This window comes from Sporosarcina sp. A2, assembly GCF_050858885.1.
Lineage (GTDB): Bacteria > Bacillota > Bacilli > Bacillales_A > Planococcaceae > Sporosarcina.
Window position 1 is genome coordinate 3,218,009 of sequence record NZ_CP193898.1, and the last position, 17,382, is coordinate 3,235,390.

A 17,382-nucleotide genomic window follows, 5' to 3' on the forward strand; every position below is an offset into this window, starting at 1 on the left:
AAAGAGGAAGTTTAATGTAAATTCCAAAGGAGAGAGAATTATATCTATCTGTAATTACATAAAAGACCTTATTAATTTAGTAGTATTACTTAAAATAACTGAAGAATAGAGAGGTAGAAGTCGTGCTTGAGGTGCTTCAAGTGCAAAAAATATAGGAGGATAGACACGCGAAAAACAAAGTAACAATACTACTAAGTCTAGCAGCAATTGTTGGTGCTATTGTTATTTTTGTATTAGCTCATGAGTTGCAAGAAAGCAAAGAAAGGCAAGCAACGATTGCAAATGGAACAATAGAAGAGGCATTAGAACAGATTGACGTTTCGTACGATCCGCCATCCATGGAAGACGTTCCGGACGGGCCTGACGGTGTAGCGATTCAGAGAGGGTATACTTTCATGATGGATACTGCCATTGAATTAAGAAGGAAATCAGAGATATCTGATGGGGATGAAGTGATGAGTCAGCTTGCTTGTACGAGTTGTCATGCGGGTGCTGGCTTAGACCAAAATGTTTCCACACTAGTTGGTGTCACTACAAAATATCCGAAGCATCGTTCCCGGAACGACAAAATGTCAACAATCCAGGATCGTATTAATGGATGTATGGTACGTAGTATGAATTATGTGGAATTTGAAGATGATGATGAGGATTTGTCAGCAATGGTTGCCTATTTGTCATATATTTCAGAGGGAGTTCCTCAAGGTGCGGACTTGCCATGGCTGGGGAAAAATGAAGTGGACGAAGTACCGATACCTAACGTTGACAAAGGAAATTCCATCTTTCAGCAATCTTGCATCGCCTGCCAAGCAACAGATGGTGCAGGATCTGGCCCTACAACTGGACCGGCACTTTGGGGAGAAGGATCTTTCAACGATGGAGCAGGTATGGGAAGAATGTCGAAAATGACAGGTTTTGCTCAAAAGAATTTGCCTAAAACAGATTCAGGATCTCTTACCTTGCAAGAGGCAGCAGACGTGACTGCGTTCATCTTCTCTCAAGATCGACCAGAATTTGAAAATAGTGAAGAAGACTGGCCAAAAGGTAATGGACCAAAAGATATTATGAACAAAGAGAAGTAACAGCAAGTAAAGGACGGGTCAATCGATTGGGAAAAAGTATTAGGTCATAACTAAAAAACAACATCCATAGAGAAATTTATGGATGTTTTCTTGATTTTTAAAATCCTTAAAAAGCAGTAAGGGAATTCCCTATTTCACTCCTTTTTCCTTTGATACCATGGAATAGTAGTATAGTGTTTGATACAATAGTCACAAAGATAGGAGGAACTAAAATGAGGAAAACATCGACTTTAGTATTAACTGTTTTAGTAGCTGTTTTTGCACTAACTATTATTCTTATGTCTTTCCAATTGAAAACAAACAAAGCAGCAGAAAATGAAAATCCGGCAGATGTCATTGAAACTGAAAACGAATCTGAGGATGCTGGCAATGGGGAAATAGAGCACAATCCACCTTCAATGGATGATGTCCCAGAAGGAGAGCTCGGTGACGCTATTAATCGCGGATATGATTTAGTTAACGATACGTCTACTGTTCTAAGAAGCGAGGCCCCGACTACAGAAGATGGTGAAAAACTAGTAAACGAACTCTCATGTACGAGTTGTCACGCAGGTGCCGGTTTGGACAGTGAAGTTTCTTCTTTAGTAGGAATGTCTGCGGTATACCCAATGTACATCGGTCGTTCTGGTAAAATTGTATCATTAGAAGATCGCATCAATGGATGTATGGTGCGAAGCATGAACGGAACAAAGTTCGAGAGTAATGATCCTGATTTAAAAGCGATGGTCGCGTATATGACTTATATCTCTGAAGGGATTCCTGTTGGCGCTGAGTTGTCATGGCGTCATCAAAACAGTATGGACGACATGCCTGTGCCGAGTGTTGCAGATGGTGAAAAGGTATATCAGCAATCTTGTGCAACATGTCACGCGGGTGACGGAAGTGGAACGGGTTCAAACACTGGTCCTGCACTATGGGGTGATGGATCCTTTAACGACGGAGCTGGAATAGCGCGTCTGACAAAAATGGCTGGCTATGTGCACAACAATATGCCAGTCGGAAATCCAGGTAGTCTTTCAGATCAGGAAGTGGCTGACGTTTCAGCCTTTATCCTTTCACAAGACCGTCCTGAGTTCGCTCATCACGATGGAGATTGGCCAAATGGTGGACGTCCAAGCGACTCGATGACAAAAGAACGTCGCGACGAAATTAAAGCCGGTACAATCGACTGGGAAGCAGTTATAGGTAAGAAAGAATAAAAGGAAAACCCCCTAAACCCCGCATAATCTGCGGGCAGTTTGGGGGTTTTCTGTCACTGTATTTAAGCATGTACAGGAATGGAGCGCGCGAGTAACTCTGTTAGATCTTCAGCAGACATAGTCCGTGCTCCACCGCCTTGGACTGCAGAAGCCGAGCCACCACCTTTGCCCTCTATTGCAGGCAGAGCGATAGATGACACTGTTCGCATATCAGGTGTTAGCGAATTCGTACGAGAAGCTACGAATTGCAACTTCTCACCATCATCCGAGACTAGCAAAACTACGGCTTGTTCACGAAGAGCAAGCGTTTTACGAGCTAGTTTCTGCAACTCTTGCATAGAACGGTCTGTATAAGTTTGACGAATAATAGTTGTTTTACGATTAGCGAGTGCTGCTGCTTCGACGTCAAGCAATTGTTCATTTGCTGAATCTAGTTGTTTCTCAAGTAGATGATGCGATTCGAGCAGTTTATGTGTTGCTACAGCTACTTGTTCAAGTGGAGCACTAAGTAATTGTGCAACTTCGGATAGTTCATGGTGGACCGATCCGAGTTGGTGGAGAACACGTCCACCACACACAAAGTGAATCCGTGTATGCTTTTTCTGTTTTTCAGTAGAGAGGACCTTCAGGGAACCGACCTGGCCAGTTGAAGAGGGATGAGTACCTCCGCACCCATTCGTGTCGAATTCAGGAATGATCACGAGTCGGATTTCCTCGTTAACACTTACTTGTTTTCGTAGCGAATACTTAGATAGCTCTTGTTGTGTTACCCAATTTTGTTCAATCGTACGATTTTCAAGAATGACTGCGTTAGCAAGAGTTTCAACCGCGTGTAGTTCATCTAAAGAAACAGATTCAGTTTCCAAGTCAATCGTGACGATTTCTCGACCTAGGTGGAAACTGACAGTAGGATAATTGAAAAGCTCTACGAAAGAAGCTGTTAAAATGTGTTGACCCGTATGTTGCTGCATGTGATCGAATCTCCGCGACCAGTCAATTTCAGCCGAAACGGTCCCGTTAGACGACAGAGGACGTTCTAAATAATGACGGATTTCCCCATCTACTTCCTCTACATCCAGCACCGCAACTGATGCGATATGGCCAGTATCATGAGGCTGACCACCACCAGTTGGATAGAACGCAGTATTTTCGAGTACTGCGAACGGACGATTTTGTTCATCGATTGAGTGCTGAGTGACTACGCTTGTAAAGCTGACACGGTAAGGATCTTGGTAATAAAGACGATCTTGCAACATGGAAAAACCCCTCTCTGATTTCACTGATTTTCTATATATCCATTGTACGAGGTAACGTGTGGATATGCAAAACCGTCCAAACTGCTCTAAAGCAGTTCGGACGGTTTAGGTTGTTTCTTCTTCAGTCTTCGTTGATCAAGAGACGGTAATGTCATTCCAATTAGAATAATGAAGATGCCGATAATCTGAATGAATGTTATATGTTCGCCAACCAAGAGAACCGAAGCAGTCATAGCGACCGGGAGCTCCATAGCGCTTAAAATGGACGTCATTGCGGTTCCCACTTTAGGAACTGCGATTGAAAATAAGTAAATTGGGATGATGATTCCAAATAACCCAAGAACTAATCCATACAATAAGAGACTAGAAGTAAATAATTGACCCGTCCAGACAATTTCAGGAGATTGGAAGAAAAGAATAACGATTGCTGCGAATAAGGAAGTGAAAAGGAGACGTGTGGTTGTGTCCATTCCTTCAACAGCTTTTTGATTCGCCATTACAAATGAAGCGAAACTAGCTGCTGAAGCCAAGCCGAATGCCCAACCTTGCCAAGGAATTCCACTTAAATCCACATTGAGAATACCGGCGGCAAAAATTGTTCCTGTAAATAAGAAGACGAGTGAAAAGACTTCGATTCTTTTCGGGAGACGACGTCTGCTAATGCAGTCAAAAAGCATGCCAATCCACGTGAATTGAAAAAGCATCACTACAGCTAACGAAGCAGGCATATACTCAATCGTTTTACCGTAAACAATACCTGTTAATGCTGTGAAAAAGCCTGCAAGTATTAATATCCATCCACCTCTAAATCGGGGAAGTTTGTGTTGTATGATGATATATAGAATAACGGCTATCAGAAAACCGATGATGTATTGACTAGTAACAGCTTGAGAAGCCGAATATCCATCCTTGATTGCCAATTTAACAATTGACGAGAGGATTCCATAACTACTGGAAGCCACAATTACGAGTAGCGGATAAATCCAAAATTTCATATTGTAATTCCTCCTAAGCTTCCCAGTATAGCACGCTTTTTTCCATTTTGAAACATAGGATGTCTGACCTCCCATCTATTTCCCGGGAAATAAATACATAAAAAAACACCCTCTAAAAAGAAGGTGTCCTAATTCAATATTATCTACCTTTATACTTTTCTTCACTGGAAGATTGGTCTTTGGATTTACGATGATTTTCTTGCTTTTCTTCCTCCCATTCCATTCGCGTATCTTCTACGGGAACAGCATCGACAGTTTGCATATCCTGATGCATGTCAAAAAGGGATTCTTTGTCGGTTTTAACGGCGTCAGGGTTATCCAGATAAGGCTGGATAACTTCTTTTCGATCTTCTGATGTAAAAGACTTTTTCTTGTCGTCCATGAATAGTCCTCCTTTAGGGAGTTACTCCGCTTTAACCAATTTCAGCAAAAGACTGGACAATGCTTTTTGTTCTTCTTTGTCGCCGACTTTCCAAAGTTCTTGGAGTACGTATTGCTCGCGGTTTTTTGGCTCCTCATGCTTTGCCAAATAGCCTGCAACATATTCCGTTGCTTTTGTCAGTTGCTCATCACTGAGACCTAACTTTTCACCTTTATTTACTTTGTCGGAGAGGTAATCTTTAAACGATGTAAAGTTTTTTAAGATGTCTTCTTTCTTTTCACTGTCCATTTTGTTCAGTTCACTTTCTACTTTGCCTTTAACGTCCATTGGAAGCGTCCACTCCTTCTGTTTGATACTACTAGTATTGACATAATCACAAAAGTTAAACCCGGTAAAAATAAGTGTTTCTAAAAGTGATCATTTGGGGAATAGATAACAATACAAGAACCATTCCATAGAAATGCGAAAGGGAGCGATAGGTATGAAACAAAAGCGGTATGTAGGCACTTTGCATTCTATAAACAATGTAATGAATAAGATTACCGAACTAAAATCATTTGGTTATACAAGAGATGAAATTTTTGCGGTTTCGAATTCTGATGAGAATGATCGGATGCTGGAAGATCAAACAGATATCATATTGGCTACAAAAGAACAGGATGGATTCTTGACTCGTATGAAATTCTTCTTTACAGATGGACAACCTGCTAAGGAAGCATTTGAACAGCTCGGTTTTAATGAACAACAGACAGAAGCCTTTTACAATGAAGTAAAAGATGGAGGTGTGGCATTGTTTGTAATGGACGATCCGAAGTCACCGCGACATCCAGATCCAGCAAATAAAAGAAGTACGACTGATGCTTTTGACTCCGACAGTGCCAGTGCCTTGTCAGATAGTGGAATTCCACTTGAAAACGCAGGAGAAGAAATTGAAGTAGATGAAAACGCAGGACGGTACCCTCGCATCAATACGAATCATCTTTAACAACGAAAGCCGAAGAGTAAGCAGTTGGCTATTTTGTAAAGAGAATACGTTGTTGAAATAAATATGAAAAAGTAGCTATACAAGCTGAAAACTTCAGCTTGTATAGCTACTTTACTTTATCGATTAATGACGGTCGTCTTTCATTTCACCAATCTTTTCTTGTACGTTTCCTTTAAGCTTATCCCACTTGCCTTCAGCTTGTTTAGAAGCATCATTTGTAGCATTGCCGTATTGGTCTTTTGCTTCACCCTTGGCTTTGTTAACAGCACCTTTTACTTTGTCTGAAAAACCATGGTCTTCACTCATCAAAAAACCTCCTAAGTAGTTAATAGTTATTTTATACCCTCATAGCGTTTAGGTTAAACACATAATTACAAAGGGTATAGATAGTATCTACTAATAATCTACTAGTAGACTATATCTTCACACTCAACACGAAATAGGTCGAAACGTGTCTGTTGTAAATTCAATATTCTTTGTATACTACTAGTTATACATGATATTACGGACTCTTTGGAGGCGATGAGATGATTCGTAAAGGACGATTCGCACGATGGAATGGAAGAGAGTATGAAATTTGTTCCAGAAACAAGCAGATTTTTCTATCTGCAACAAATCCTGAAGAACTTAATAATGGATTTATACAAATGGGTGGGTCGAACAGTCAATTGGTACGTGCGATTGAATTGAATGAGCTGGAAGATGCCTATGAAATCGTACCATTTACCATCCTTAGAGGATATCGATTTGCAATCGAAGGAATCGATTCTAACAGTGGAATGGTGAAGCTGGTGACTAACAATGCATTTGCTAGTAAAAGGGTGCAAGTACACCCATATGGAATCGATGCATACATGATTGAACTTCCTATTAACGAGATTACAATTGAGGAAGATCGGATCCCTATACTCGGTTTTGAAAATCGTTTTGTCTGAAAAACCCGTTCGTCTCTTAACTGAGGCGAACGGGTTTTACTGTTTTGAAAGCTACAAAACGGAATGAAAGGAGTAGGTATTAAAAATCGCTACCTACTCCATTATGTAGGAAGCGATTCAACTGTTTAGTTTAAGAAACTGTCAAGTATGCCTTTCTTTTTTGGAGAATCATTTGTAGAGGACTGATTCCGGTCTCCACGCATTGGTGTATTTGCAAAATCGTCTACTTGTTTAGAAAACTTGTCTCGTGCATCCTTATTTCTCATCAGGTAAGCCGCACCTAAACCGACTGCTGCAAGTGCTAATTTTTTTCTCATAATGAATTCCCCCTTAAACGTTGTAGTATGTATTGAATTCCCCAATTCCAAAAATACAAACAGCAGCTGGCATATTCCCAGCTGCTGGTAGTGAACCTAGAGCAGAGCTTATTTTGTTGAACTGCTTCCTGCGAATGTGTCGAATTGTTTCATCATCTTATTCCTGGATTCTTCGTTACGCATCAAGTACGCAACCCCAAGACCGAGAGCCACGAGTGCTGTCTTCTTCATAATGTCACAAACCTCCTCATTAACATTCGATTCAAACCTAGCTTAACCAAATTCGACGGAACTATACAAAAAAATCCGTTCTCACCATTTTCTAATGATTCCTTCATCATGTTCACATTTCACTCTTGTAAAGTTGTATTTACAAAGAGAAAACATTTGAAGGAGATGAATCTACATGGCGATCGAGATCTTTAGTAGGAAAGAACAAAAATATCTGATCACACGCCGTCAATATGAAGAATTGGTAGAACAAATCGGACCTAGAATGCGGAATGATAAAAACGGAACAGAAGGTAAATACTCTGTAACGAGCCTTTATTTCGACAGTCCTGATAAAGCAATTTATTTTGAGACGAAAAATAAGTTGAAGTACCGTCAAAAATTGCGTTTGCGTGTCTATGATGAGGCGGATTTGAACAGCACAGCTTTTTTTGAAGTGAAACAGAAACATAAGCAAGTCGTCAATAAGCGCCGCATGTTGTTACCACTTAGTGAAGCGTATCGCTATTTAGAAGGCGAGAGCAAAGAGGACTTGTCGGACGTAGAAACTTCTAATCCACAAGTCATGAAGGAAATTGATTATTTCCTAAAGTATTATAACCTTCAACCGGAAATGGTTGTAAGTTATAGCCGTCACGCCATGCATGGAGTGACAGATCCGGAGCTGCGCATTACATTCGATTTCGATCTACGATGCCGAAAAGAGGATTTACACATTGAGAACGGTCCTTATGGAGATCACTTTATCGATTCAGACCTTGTTGTATTAGAAGTGAAAGTCGATCATGCAGTACCACTTTGGTTAGCCCGGATCTTACAAGCTGTCAATTGTGAGCAACGGAGTGCATCGAAGTTTTGTACCAGTACTGAGTTATTAAGCGGTGAAATTTCACCACAGACAGGCTATACGGAGCCGAAAGAATTAGAACAACCAACAATTGGAGGAATAGAAGATGGATCAGATCACGAGCTTATTTACATCTAGTGGAATCGAAGGTACGCCAACAATTTGGATGAGTTTGGCGGCAATGGCGTTAGCCGGAGTACTTAGTTTAATTATTACAAAAGTGTACCAAATCACGTTTACAGGAGAACGCTACTCACAAGCATTTGTACATACAATCATTATGATGAGTGTTGTTGTTTCTGTAGTTATGAATGTTGTCAGCGGAAATGCAGGGGTGGCGTTCGGTCTGTTCGCAGTATTTTCCCTTATTCGTTTCCGAAGTGCTGTAACAAATGCGAAAGACATTGCATACATTTTCTTTGGTCTTTGTGTAGGAATGACGGCAGGTCTATTCCAATTCCCACTTGCAATTGCGTTGACTCTATTTGCGAGCCTGATCTTCTACTTGTTGTACAAAGTCGATTACGGTAAAGGAAAAGATACACAACTATTGAAGGTCACAGTACCTGAAAACTTGAATCACGAGAACTTATTGGATGATATCTTAGATGAAAAAACCGATTACTACCAGCTGCGTCAAGTAGAGACAACAAATCTTGGTACGATGATTTTATACACGTTTGCAATTCGTAGTAAGGTCGAAACAAAAGACCAAGTGCTTTTGGATGCAATTCGTGAACGCAATGCGAATTTAAAAGTATCGCTTTCCTACTTGGAAATGCGTGACTAACTAAAAGAGGTCATTCCTTCTATAAAAGGGATGACCTCTTTTAGTTTTATTCTGCGTTCGACAGTACGAGCTGAAACTCGTATACTAATTATAATTAAGTTTTATTAAACAATGCGGGTACTTGTAAATCAACGCTGTATATATCTGAATAAATGAAAGGAGACGACATATTGACTAAAAAACTGTGGTTCCAAACGGGCGTTGCCATTTTGTTGTCATTATTGATTATCAAGTTTTTTATTGAAATCAATTTCATCTTTACACCCATTGGGATTATCGCCAAAGCGATTATTCTTCCACTCATTATTGGCGGCGTGCTGTACTACATGACAGAACCGATTCAACGATTTTTAGAAAAGCGAAAAGTACCAAGATGGGGAAGCATCTTAATTATTTTCGTGATTTTAATCGGAGGTGTTTATGCGTTCTCCGCACTTGTTGGACCTCCTATTGCAAAACAAGTTAACAATTTGGTGGACAATGCTCCTAAAATTGCAAATGATTTAATACATTTAAAGGATGTAGCACTCCAACAGAAAAAAGACTTGCCACCGCAATTTGAGGAATATATCACGAGTGCTGCAGATAAGATACAATCGTTTGCTTTGAAAATCGGAGGTTGGATCATAGCATTCCTACAATCGATTTTCCAAGCAATTATCTTACTGGTACTTGTTCCGTTCTTCTTTGTATTTATGTTGAAAGATCATGAGAAACTTGCGCCTAATATTTATAAGTATTTCAACGGTAAAAGACGCGAGTGGGTTAAAAAGACCATTCATGACATTGACCACGTGCTTCGTAGCTACATTCAAGGACAGTTTTTAATTAGTGCGATTCTGGCTATGATTATTTTAATTGGCTATTGGATTATCGGGCTTCAATATGCATTGCTCATTGCGATTTTTACGCTATTTATGAACTTGATTCCGTTTATTGGGCCGTGGATTGCCGTTGTACCAGCAATTCTTATCGCCTTTACTCAAGATCCGAAATTAGTCATTTGGGTTGCATTGATCACCTTAATTGCAAACCAAGTAGATAGTAACTTTATTACCCCGAACATTATGGGGAAATCACTCGACATTCACCCGCTCACCGTTATTACGCTGCTTCTTGCAGCCGGTAACATCGCAGGATTTGTTGGAATTATCTTGGCTGTGCCTGTATATGGAGTAGCTAAAGTGATCGTTGCAAATATTTACGCAGCCCGACAAGATATTAAAAGGACCGCGACGAAGACAGTGTAGAGAAGACATAACGATAGAGGTGTCCATGGGGATTTTTTAGAAACACGGATTTAGAGTCTGCGTCTGATGAGTAGATTTTATATCTGTTTGAAAACCAATATTGCATTAGGCTGTTTACCTCAAACGAGGTAAACAGCTTTTTTGTTCATATTCAGTTCATAAAAAGTGATTATAGTCAGTTTAAAGGTTGTCGTGAGCATAACTTTCCGCGATCGTGCAAATAAAGTTTACCTAACAAGGAGGAATTGCAATGGGCTATGAACATAGAAAAACACCGAATAACGGTGATTGGGCTGTTGAAGCACAAGGACTGATTAAGAATTTTGGGGATAATCGTGCAGTGGACGGTGTAGATCTGAACGTGCGCGCAGGGTCAATTTACGGTGTGCTTGGACCGAATGGGGCGGGAAAGACTACTACCATCCGTATGTTGGCTACGTTACTTCGTGCAGATGCAGGTTCAGCACGTATATTTGGGCATGATGTGATGAAAGAGTCGCAGATTGTACGTCAATTGATCGGTGTGACAGGTCAGTATGCATCGGTGGATGAGTCGCTTAGTGCTACTGAAAACCTGGTCATCTTCTCAAGACTTTTAGGGCTTGGACGTGCAGAGTCCAGAAAAAAAGCGATGGAATTGTTGGAGGAATTTGATCTAACGGAGGCAGCAAAACGACCGTTAAAGAACTTTTCTGGTGGTATGCGTCGTCGGCTAGACCTGGCAGCAAGTCTAATTGCTCAACCACCACTTCTATTCTTAGATGAGCCAACTACTGGATTAGATCCCCGAACACGTAACCAAATGTGGGATACTATTCGTCGTTTAGTCAATTCAGGTTCAACGGTATTATTAACTACGCAGTATTTACAAGAGGCAGATGAACTTGCCGATCGTATTGCCGTCATCGACCATGGTCGCGTAGTTGCCGAAGGAACTGTTAACGAATTAAAGTCATCAGTTGGTACTTCGTCTTTGCAATTGAGCATCCAGGATTATAAGGATATTGAAATTGCTAGTCGAAAAGTGGAAGAGGTGCTCAAAGTTAAATCCGTAGTATCGCCGGAAGGCAGCAGGATAACAGCGCCTATGGCGGATGCAGATCTAGTGACCGATTTGCTCATCGCCTTCCGACAATCTGGAATTCAACTAGCAGAGTTAAGTGTACAGAAACCGACGCTGGACGAAGTTTTCTTGTCCATCACTGAAAACAGCAAAGATAAGCATGAACCGAAGTTGGCCAGTCAATTGGAATCATCGGGAGGGATGAAAAGATGAAAACTACCACAATGACACAAGGTACCAAGCGCCAATTACGTAATTCAACAACCTTGGGCCAAGCAATCCGGAATTCATTAACAATGGCTTACCGGGGGTTGCTCAAGATTCGACGCACTCCTGAGCAATTGTTCGACGTTACGCTTCAACCGATTATTTTCACGTTAATGTTTACGTATATTTTTGGAGGCGCAATTTCAGGGGATATACAAAGTTATTTGCCAGTTATTATCCCAGGTATCCTTGTACAGACAGTTATTACAACCTCAGTCGTTACGGGTACCCAATTGCGTGAAGACATGGATAAGGGAGTGTTCGACCGATTTAAATCACTGCCTATTGCACGCATTGCTCCGTTGGCAGGTGCGCTGTTGGCGGATACAATTCGTTATACAATAGCGACTGCGCTTACGTTCTCTATGGGATTTCTTATGGGCTATCGACCGGAAGGCGGATTGGGGCATGTTGCCATCGCCGCGCTTCTTGTGATTGTGTGCGCTTGGGCCATCAGTTGGATTTTTGCCTTCTTTGGCGTCATTGCTCGTACAGCTTCTAGCGTTCAGGGAATCTCCATGATAATTCTGTTTCCGCTAACGTTCCTTTCCAATGCCTTTGTACCTGCAGATACGATGCCGAACTGGCTTCAGTGGTTTGTTAAAATCAACCCAATATCTCATCTGGTTACTGCTGTAAGAGATTTAGCGAACAATGGTACAGTTGGTTGGGATTTGATTGCTTCACTAATTGGTGCAGCTGTAATTGTCGCTGTATTTGCACCAATAACAGTCCGGGCCTATATGAGACGGACATAACTAAAGACGAAGTGTAGGTACACGATTTGTAATTGATTGTGTGCCTACTCTTTTTTGAAGATATTCATTCTTTCATGTAACGTGTAGGGAACGAGTACATTTTTAGCCTGATTGGTAAAACTGCACGGAAAGCAGGATTAGTAATTGGACGACAAGTTGTCGTTGTTAGTTAAAGTGAAAAGAACTACTGCCTATATAATTGATAAACAAAAGGATGAGGTGAATCCCCATGACCAAACTATTAGTCGTAGATGACGATCCACATATCCGGGAATTAATGAAAATCTTCCTTTCTAAAGAAGGATTTTCAATTGTTGAAGCAACAGACGGTGAAGAAGCGTTATCAGTTCTGGAAACAGAAAAAATCGATCTCATTATTTTAGATATTATGATGCCCAATATGGATGGCTGGGCATTTTGCCAAGAAGTGCGAACGTATTATTCCGATTCTTTACCCGTTTTAATGGTAACAGCTAAAGGCGAGACAGCTCAAAAGGTAAAGGGATTTGACCTTGGAGCAGATGATTACTTAGTAAAGCCCTTCGCACCGGCGGAACTGATGGCTAGGGTAAGAGCGCTGCTCAAGCGTTATAAAATCAGTGTCTCCAACCAAATTGAAATAGGCGACGTTTTAATTGATCGTAGTACTTTAAAAGTGAATTTCGGAAATCGTGACCTGTCGTTACCGTTGAAAGAATTTGAACTGCTTTTTAAGCTAGCGGTACATCCAAAGAAAATTTTCTCTAGGGAACAACTGATAGAAGATATTTGGGGGTTTGACTACGATGGGGACGAACGGACAGTCGATGTACACATTAAAAGGCTACGGCAACGATTATTGATTGAGGAAGCCCCATTTAAAATAACGACAGTTCGGGGTCTCGGTTATCGTTTGGAGGTGGACATTTGAATCTGCGGAATGTATGGAAGCGAATTTTTGGGTTCTCTTTGGGGATAAGTTGTCTTCTGTTGTGCTGGTCTTGTGCGTATTGGCTAGCCTCATTCTTTTATAAGGTTAGCAGCGCGGCGCCTTCAGAGTTTGCAAAACAACTTATTACTTCGTTTTTGGGAATCTTTTTGTTTGGATGCGGTATGTATTTGACGTCCAGAGTAAAATGGGTGAAAAATCACCAAGCTAACCAATTGAATCCTATAATTCACGCCATGAAAATGATGGCAGACGGAAACTTTAACATTGACCTTTCTAATTACAAAGATGTTTTTAAAGGGGGAGGACGTGATCACCCTTATTTCAAGATTATAGAAAGTATTGACCATATGGCTGAACGACTTGGAGAGATGGAAGAAATGCGTCAAGAATTCATCTCCAATGTTTCGCATGAAATTCAATCGCCATTGACATCAATAGGTGGGTTTGCACACGCTCTAAAGCACGAAACTTTAACTTCCAAGGAACGGAAGCGTTATTTGGAAATTATTGAAGTTGAAAGCAATCGGCTGTCGAAACTCAGTGATAATCTATTAAAGCTCACCACCTTAGATTCTGATGATGTTCCTTGTGAACATACCCAGTATCGACTAGATCATCAACTTCGCCGTATCATTCTAAGCATAGAACCCCAATGGTCAGATAAAGAACTAAACATGAAGGTTTCATTGAATCCCGTATCCATTTCTGCAGATGTGGATTTAATGGATCAGGTTTGGATTAACTTGCTGACGAATGCCATAAAGTTTTCTTCGAAAGAAGGAACGATCAGCGTTAGTGTTACTGAAACGAATGACCAACTGCTATGTGTTAAAATACAAGACACCGGAATTGGAATGAGTAAGGATATGCTGATCCACATCTTTGAACGATTTTATAAAGCGGATCAATCTAGAAATCGTAATGCAGAAGGAAATGGGCTAGGCTTATCCATTGTTCAAAAGATTGTAGAATTGCATAACGGCAGCATTCAAGTTGTTAGTGAACTTGGGAAAGGTAGCAGATTTACTGTACTGTTGCCAGTAGGGATTGAGGGGTCTTAAAACCAGTATAGTTCAATCTTCTATTCGACTCTAACAGCATCATGGGGCAGTCGAAAAGAGCAGACAGGTTTTCCATCTGTCTGCATTTTCCCACTGGAATTCCTACAACTGCATAGGATCTTCGGTATTAAGACGTTTCGAGTACAAAAAACGTGCATAATCATCCCCGCTGTATAAAATACCCAAACGAAACACTCATTAGAACCCCAACTATTTCATTCCTTCAAACCTGCTTTAACCTACCCATTTGCCCACCCAGCCTAGTAGGCCGGTGCATAGATTGTGATGAGGTGGTGAAAGTGACTCAATCATTCAAAATTGAGCAAGATCCTGTACGTGTGGAACGCGCCGAATGGAAACGACAGCAAACGAAAGCCCGACTGCAACAACTACTTACGATTGTCTCGCCTGTGTTTTTGCTCGTATTATGGGAAGTTCTCTCTCGAACTGGTGCCATTGATATCCGTTTCTTCCCGCCACCGACCGCAATCATGCAAACATTTTGGCAGCTGCTAATTAGCGGTGCCATCGCAGAACACGTCGGTGTCTCCTTGTACCGGATTGCTCTAGGATTTCTTGCTGGAGTAATCCCAGGAGTCATTATTGGTCTAATGATGGGTCTATTTACGCCAATCCGGCACTTTGTTTCCCCGCTTGTGATGGCGCTTATGCCCATTCCAACACTCGCATTGCTACCAATCATCATTATCTTATTTGGAATCGGAGATTTATCAAAAGTCATCACAATTGCAGGAAGTGTCTTCTTCCCAGTCGTCATCAATACCGCAGCAGGTGTCCTCAACATCGACAAAATATACTTGGACGTCGCGAACAATTATGGAGCTAGTAAATCTCAGTTCTTTTTCAAAATCGCATTGCCCGGAGCACTTCCGGTCATGTTAGAAGGAATCCAAATGGGGCAGGCAATTGCACTTCTAACGATTGTTGCGGCAGAAATGATGGGCGCGACTTCGGGAATTGGCTATCTAATCTGGACTTCGTACAAAGCATTTTTACTCCAAAATATGTTTGTTGGGTTAATTATGATTTCGTTCTTCGGCTACTTGTTTTCACTAGTACTTAGGGGTCTACAGAAAAAATTACTTCCATGGAGGTGAACAAATGACTCCTAAAATCGAAATTAGGGATCTGACGAAAGTATTCGTGAAGAAAACTGGAAGTGTAACGGCGTTGCAAAATATTTCCATGTCAATTGAAGACGGTGAATTTGTCTGCCTAGTCGGTCCAAGTGGTTGTGGTAAAACTACGTTGCTTCGTATTTTGGCGGGACTTGAAAAGCATAGTGCTGGGGATTTTCAAATCCATGCTGAACAGACGAAACGTCCGTTACAGTCGATGGTATTTCAAGAAAAGGGAATACTGCCGTGGATGACAGTTAAAGACAACGTAGCGTTTGGCCTTGCGATGCGGAAAGCGCCTAAAGCAGTCATTGCAAAACAAACGGCGTACTATCTAGAGAAAACGGGACTCACTCAATTCGCTCATCTGTATCCGAATGAATTGTCTGGAGGTATGAAACAACGCGTCAGTATCGCTCGTGCATTTGCGAACGATCCGGAAATCTTATTGATGGATGAACCCTTTGCAGCGTTAGATGAGCAAAATAAGTTCATTCTCCAAGAAGAGTTGTTATCAATTTGGGCAGAAACGAAAAAGACCGTGCTGTTCATTACGCATAGTATCGATGAAGCGCTTATGCTGAGCGACCGAATTCTACTGATGAGTGCACAACCTGGGCAAATCATTCAGGAAGTTCGGATAGACCGCCCCCGTCCGCGAAAAATCGAAGAAATTCGGAAAGATCCAGAATTGGCTGCACAGTTTGTCGATATCTGGCAGCACCTGCAAAAAGAAGTACAGAAATCGAGAACGTAATGAAAGGGGATGCGTGTGAAACAGTGGTTAAAAGTCGGTTGGCTTGCAGGTGTTTTAAGTATTGCTGTTGTGCTTGGAGGATGTACGGAGAAAGAGTCTACGCCTGTAGTGAAACCGAGTGAAAGTGCTGGAACTGATCAGCTAGCACCACTTGAAAAACGAACGAAAGTAGTCATTGCTGAAGACGGAGCGGCATCTGGAGCTGGGTTTTATATCGCAAAAGAACGCGGGTACTTCGATGAATACAACATTGATGTAGAATTCACCGATTTCGCAAATAGTGATGATATGCTTCCAGCTCTTGCTGCAGGGGAAGTCTCAATTGCTGGCGGTGTTTCGACTGCTTCGTTCTTCAACGCGATTGCACAAGGTATCGACGTACGGATCATTGCAGACAAAGGACACAACATGCCTGGCGAGTCATACTTTTCTTTCGTCATCGGTAATCACATGAAAGACGTCATTAAAGATTATCCGGATTTCAAAGGGAAAAAGATTGGTGTATCGTCACGTAACTCCATTGACGGATACATTTATGAGGAAATGCTGAAACACGCGGGTCTTACAGAAGACGATGTAGAATACGTTCATATCGCAGACTTCGGAGCTATGCTCGGTGCAATTGACTCTGGAACAATCGATGCTGCGCTTAATATTGAGCCCTTAATTGCTCAAGGAATTGATAAAGGATTCCATCTACGCTTCGGTGATGCAACGGACTATGCACCAGAATCGCAGATTGCGATGGTGCTCGCGTCTCCACAATTCATGGAAGACAAAGAATTATCAATTCGGTTCATGGCAGCCTATTTAAAAGGAGTCCGTGACTATAACGATGCGTTCTTTGAAGATGTAGACGAGGATTCAATTATCGATATTATGGTGAAGCACACTGCACTGAAAGACGCAGCGCTGTGGGATAAAGTCTTTGTAACCGGGCTCGATCCTGATGGTAAGATGTTCGTTGAGGATATTAAGAAGCAGTATGATATGTATAAAGCAAACGGTGCGATTATTGGAGATATCGATTTCGATAAAGCGATCGATACGTCTCTTACAGAAGAAGCAGTTGAATTACTTGGGGAATATGAGGCTGCAACTAAGAAGTAAATCAGACTGTCCGAAACGTCAGGTTGTCTG

21 protein-coding genes are annotated in these 17,382 nt (G+C 41.4%); 14 read left to right on the top strand and 7 right to left on the bottom strand.

All coding sequences use genetic code 11. The features are described 5' to 3' along the window. The first annotated feature begins 245 nt into the window (after positions 1 to 245). Positions 246 to 1,079: a c-type cytochrome gene (locus ACRPI0_RS16365; protein ID WP_432353824.1), complete on the top strand. Its 834-nt coding sequence runs from the start codon at positions 246 to 248 to the stop codon at positions 1,077 to 1,079. Positions 1,080 to 1,291: 212 nt separating this feature from the next. Then, positions 1,292 to 2,278, top strand: coding sequence for a c-type cytochrome (locus ACRPI0_RS16370; protein ID WP_432353826.1), 987 nt, complete (start codon positions 1,292 to 1,294; stop codon positions 2,276 to 2,278). A gap of 62 nt (positions 2,279 to 2,340) precedes the next feature. Here ACRPI0_RS16370 and ACRPI0_RS16375 read toward each other — a convergent pair whose 3' ends face one another. The 4 genes from ACRPI0_RS16375 to ACRPI0_RS16390 form a co-directional block, all read right to left on the bottom strand. Next, positions 2,341 to 3,534 carry an alanyl-tRNA editing protein gene (locus tag ACRPI0_RS16375; protein WP_432353828.1) on the bottom strand — a complete coding sequence of 398 codons (1,194 nt, stop codon included), beginning with the start codon at positions 3,532 to 3,534 and terminating at the stop codon, positions 2,341 to 2,343. Positions 3,535 to 3,620: 86 nt separating this feature from the next. Then, complete coding sequence (locus tag ACRPI0_RS16380; RefSeq protein WP_432353830.1) at positions 3,621 to 4,529, bottom strand: EamA family transporter; 909 nt, start codon at positions 4,527 to 4,529, stop codon at positions 3,621 to 3,623. 139 nt (positions 4,530 to 4,668) lie between these two features. Continuing rightward, positions 4,669 to 4,911: a hypothetical protein gene (locus tag ACRPI0_RS16385; protein ID WP_432353832.1), complete on the bottom strand. Its 243-nt coding sequence runs from the start codon at positions 4,909 to 4,911 to the stop codon at positions 4,669 to 4,671. A gap of 21 nt (positions 4,912 to 4,932) precedes the next feature. Beyond that, positions 4,933 to 5,238, bottom strand: coding sequence for a DUF3243 family protein (locus tag ACRPI0_RS16390; RefSeq protein ID WP_432353834.1), 306 nt, complete (start codon positions 5,236 to 5,238; stop codon positions 4,933 to 4,935). Between the two features lie 154 nt (positions 5,239 to 5,392). On the opposite strand from ACRPI0_RS16390, the gene ACRPI0_RS16395 reads away from it, so the two are divergent. Then, positions 5,393 to 5,896: a general stress protein gene (locus ACRPI0_RS16395; protein WP_432353836.1), complete on the top strand. Its 504-nt coding sequence runs from the start codon at positions 5,393 to 5,395 to the stop codon at positions 5,894 to 5,896. A gap of 123 nt (positions 5,897 to 6,019) precedes the next feature. On the opposite strand, the gene ACRPI0_RS16400 is transcribed toward ACRPI0_RS16395, so the two are convergent. Next, on the bottom strand, positions 6,020 to 6,202 hold the full coding sequence (locus ACRPI0_RS16400; RefSeq protein WP_432353838.1) for a CsbD family protein: 183 nt from the start codon (positions 6,200 to 6,202) through the stop codon (positions 6,020 to 6,022). Positions 6,203 to 6,423: 221 nt separating this feature from the next. On the opposite strand from ACRPI0_RS16400, the gene ACRPI0_RS16405 reads away from it, so the two are divergent. Then, on the top strand, positions 6,424 to 6,831 hold the full coding sequence (locus ACRPI0_RS16405) for a hypothetical protein (protein ID WP_432353840.1): 408 nt from the start codon (positions 6,424 to 6,426) through the stop codon (positions 6,829 to 6,831). Between the two features lie 125 nt (positions 6,832 to 6,956). On the opposite strand, the gene ACRPI0_RS16410 is transcribed toward ACRPI0_RS16405, so the two are convergent. Together ACRPI0_RS16410 and ACRPI0_RS16415 are read right to left on the bottom strand one after the other, a co-directional pair. Beyond that, positions 6,957 to 7,148, bottom strand: a complete 192-nt coding sequence (locus ACRPI0_RS16410; RefSeq protein WP_432353842.1) for a hypothetical protein — start codon at positions 7,146 to 7,148, stop codon at positions 6,957 to 6,959. Between the two features lie 108 nt (positions 7,149 to 7,256). Further along, a complete protein-coding gene (locus ACRPI0_RS16415) occupies positions 7,257 to 7,379 on the bottom strand; it encodes a hypothetical protein (RefSeq protein WP_432353844.1) in 123 nt (40 codons plus the stop codon). Positions 7,380 to 7,554: 175 nt separating this feature from the next. Here ACRPI0_RS16415 and ACRPI0_RS16420 point away from each other — a divergent pair, with 175 nt between their 5' ends. From ACRPI0_RS16420 to ACRPI0_RS16465, 10 genes are all read left to right on the top strand, one after another. Then, positions 7,555 to 8,364, top strand: a complete 810-nt coding sequence (locus ACRPI0_RS16420) for a polyphosphate polymerase domain-containing protein (protein ID WP_432353845.1) — start codon at positions 7,555 to 7,557, stop codon at positions 8,362 to 8,364. Further along, positions 8,333 to 9,016 (top strand): DUF4956 domain-containing protein, encoded by a 684-nt coding sequence (locus ACRPI0_RS16425; protein WP_432353847.1) that lies wholly within the window; start codon positions 8,333 to 8,335, stop codon positions 9,014 to 9,016. The genes ACRPI0_RS16420 and ACRPI0_RS16425 overlap by 32 nt, the downstream gene beginning before the upstream one ends. Before the next feature lie 170 nt (positions 9,017 to 9,186). Further along, positions 9,187 to 10,266: an AI-2E family transporter gene (locus tag ACRPI0_RS16430; RefSeq protein WP_432353849.1), complete on the top strand. Its 1,080-nt coding sequence runs from the start codon at positions 9,187 to 9,189 to the stop codon at positions 10,264 to 10,266. A gap of 250 nt (positions 10,267 to 10,516) precedes the next feature. Beyond that, positions 10,517 to 11,542, top strand: coding sequence for an ATP-binding cassette domain-containing protein (locus ACRPI0_RS16435; protein ID WP_432353850.1), 1,026 nt, complete (start codon positions 10,517 to 10,519; stop codon positions 11,540 to 11,542). Continuing rightward, a complete protein-coding gene (locus ACRPI0_RS16440) occupies positions 11,539 to 12,354 on the top strand; it encodes an ABC transporter permease (RefSeq protein ID WP_432353852.1) in 816 nt (271 codons plus the stop codon). Before ACRPI0_RS16435 ends, ACRPI0_RS16440 begins: the two co-directional genes overlap by 4 nt. Before the next feature lie 229 nt (positions 12,355 to 12,583). Beyond that, positions 12,584 to 13,264 (top strand): response regulator transcription factor, encoded by a 681-nt coding sequence (locus tag ACRPI0_RS16445; protein WP_432353853.1) that lies wholly within the window; start codon positions 12,584 to 12,586, stop codon positions 13,262 to 13,264. Positions 13,265 to 13,473: 209 nt separating this feature from the next. Further along, positions 13,474 to 14,346: a sensor histidine kinase gene (locus ACRPI0_RS16450; protein ID WP_432353855.1), complete on the top strand. Its 873-nt coding sequence runs from the start codon at positions 13,474 to 13,476 to the stop codon at positions 14,344 to 14,346. Positions 14,347 to 14,645: 299 nt separating this feature from the next. After that, positions 14,646 to 15,464: an ABC transporter permease gene (locus ACRPI0_RS16455; RefSeq protein WP_432353857.1), complete on the top strand. Its 819-nt coding sequence runs from the start codon at positions 14,646 to 14,648 to the stop codon at positions 15,462 to 15,464. Positions 15,465 to 15,468: 4 nt separating this feature from the next. After that, the gene (locus ACRPI0_RS16460) at positions 15,469 to 16,242 is read left to right on the top strand and encodes an ABC transporter ATP-binding protein (RefSeq protein WP_432353859.1); all 774 of its coding nucleotides are present in this window, start codon (positions 15,469 to 15,471) and stop codon (positions 16,240 to 16,242) included. Positions 16,243 to 16,257: 15 nt separating this feature from the next. After that, positions 16,258 to 17,352 (top strand): ABC transporter substrate-binding protein, encoded by a 1,095-nt coding sequence (locus tag ACRPI0_RS16465; protein WP_432353861.1) that lies wholly within the window; start codon positions 16,258 to 16,260, stop codon positions 17,350 to 17,352. Positions 17,353 to 17,382 lie beyond the last annotated feature (30 nt).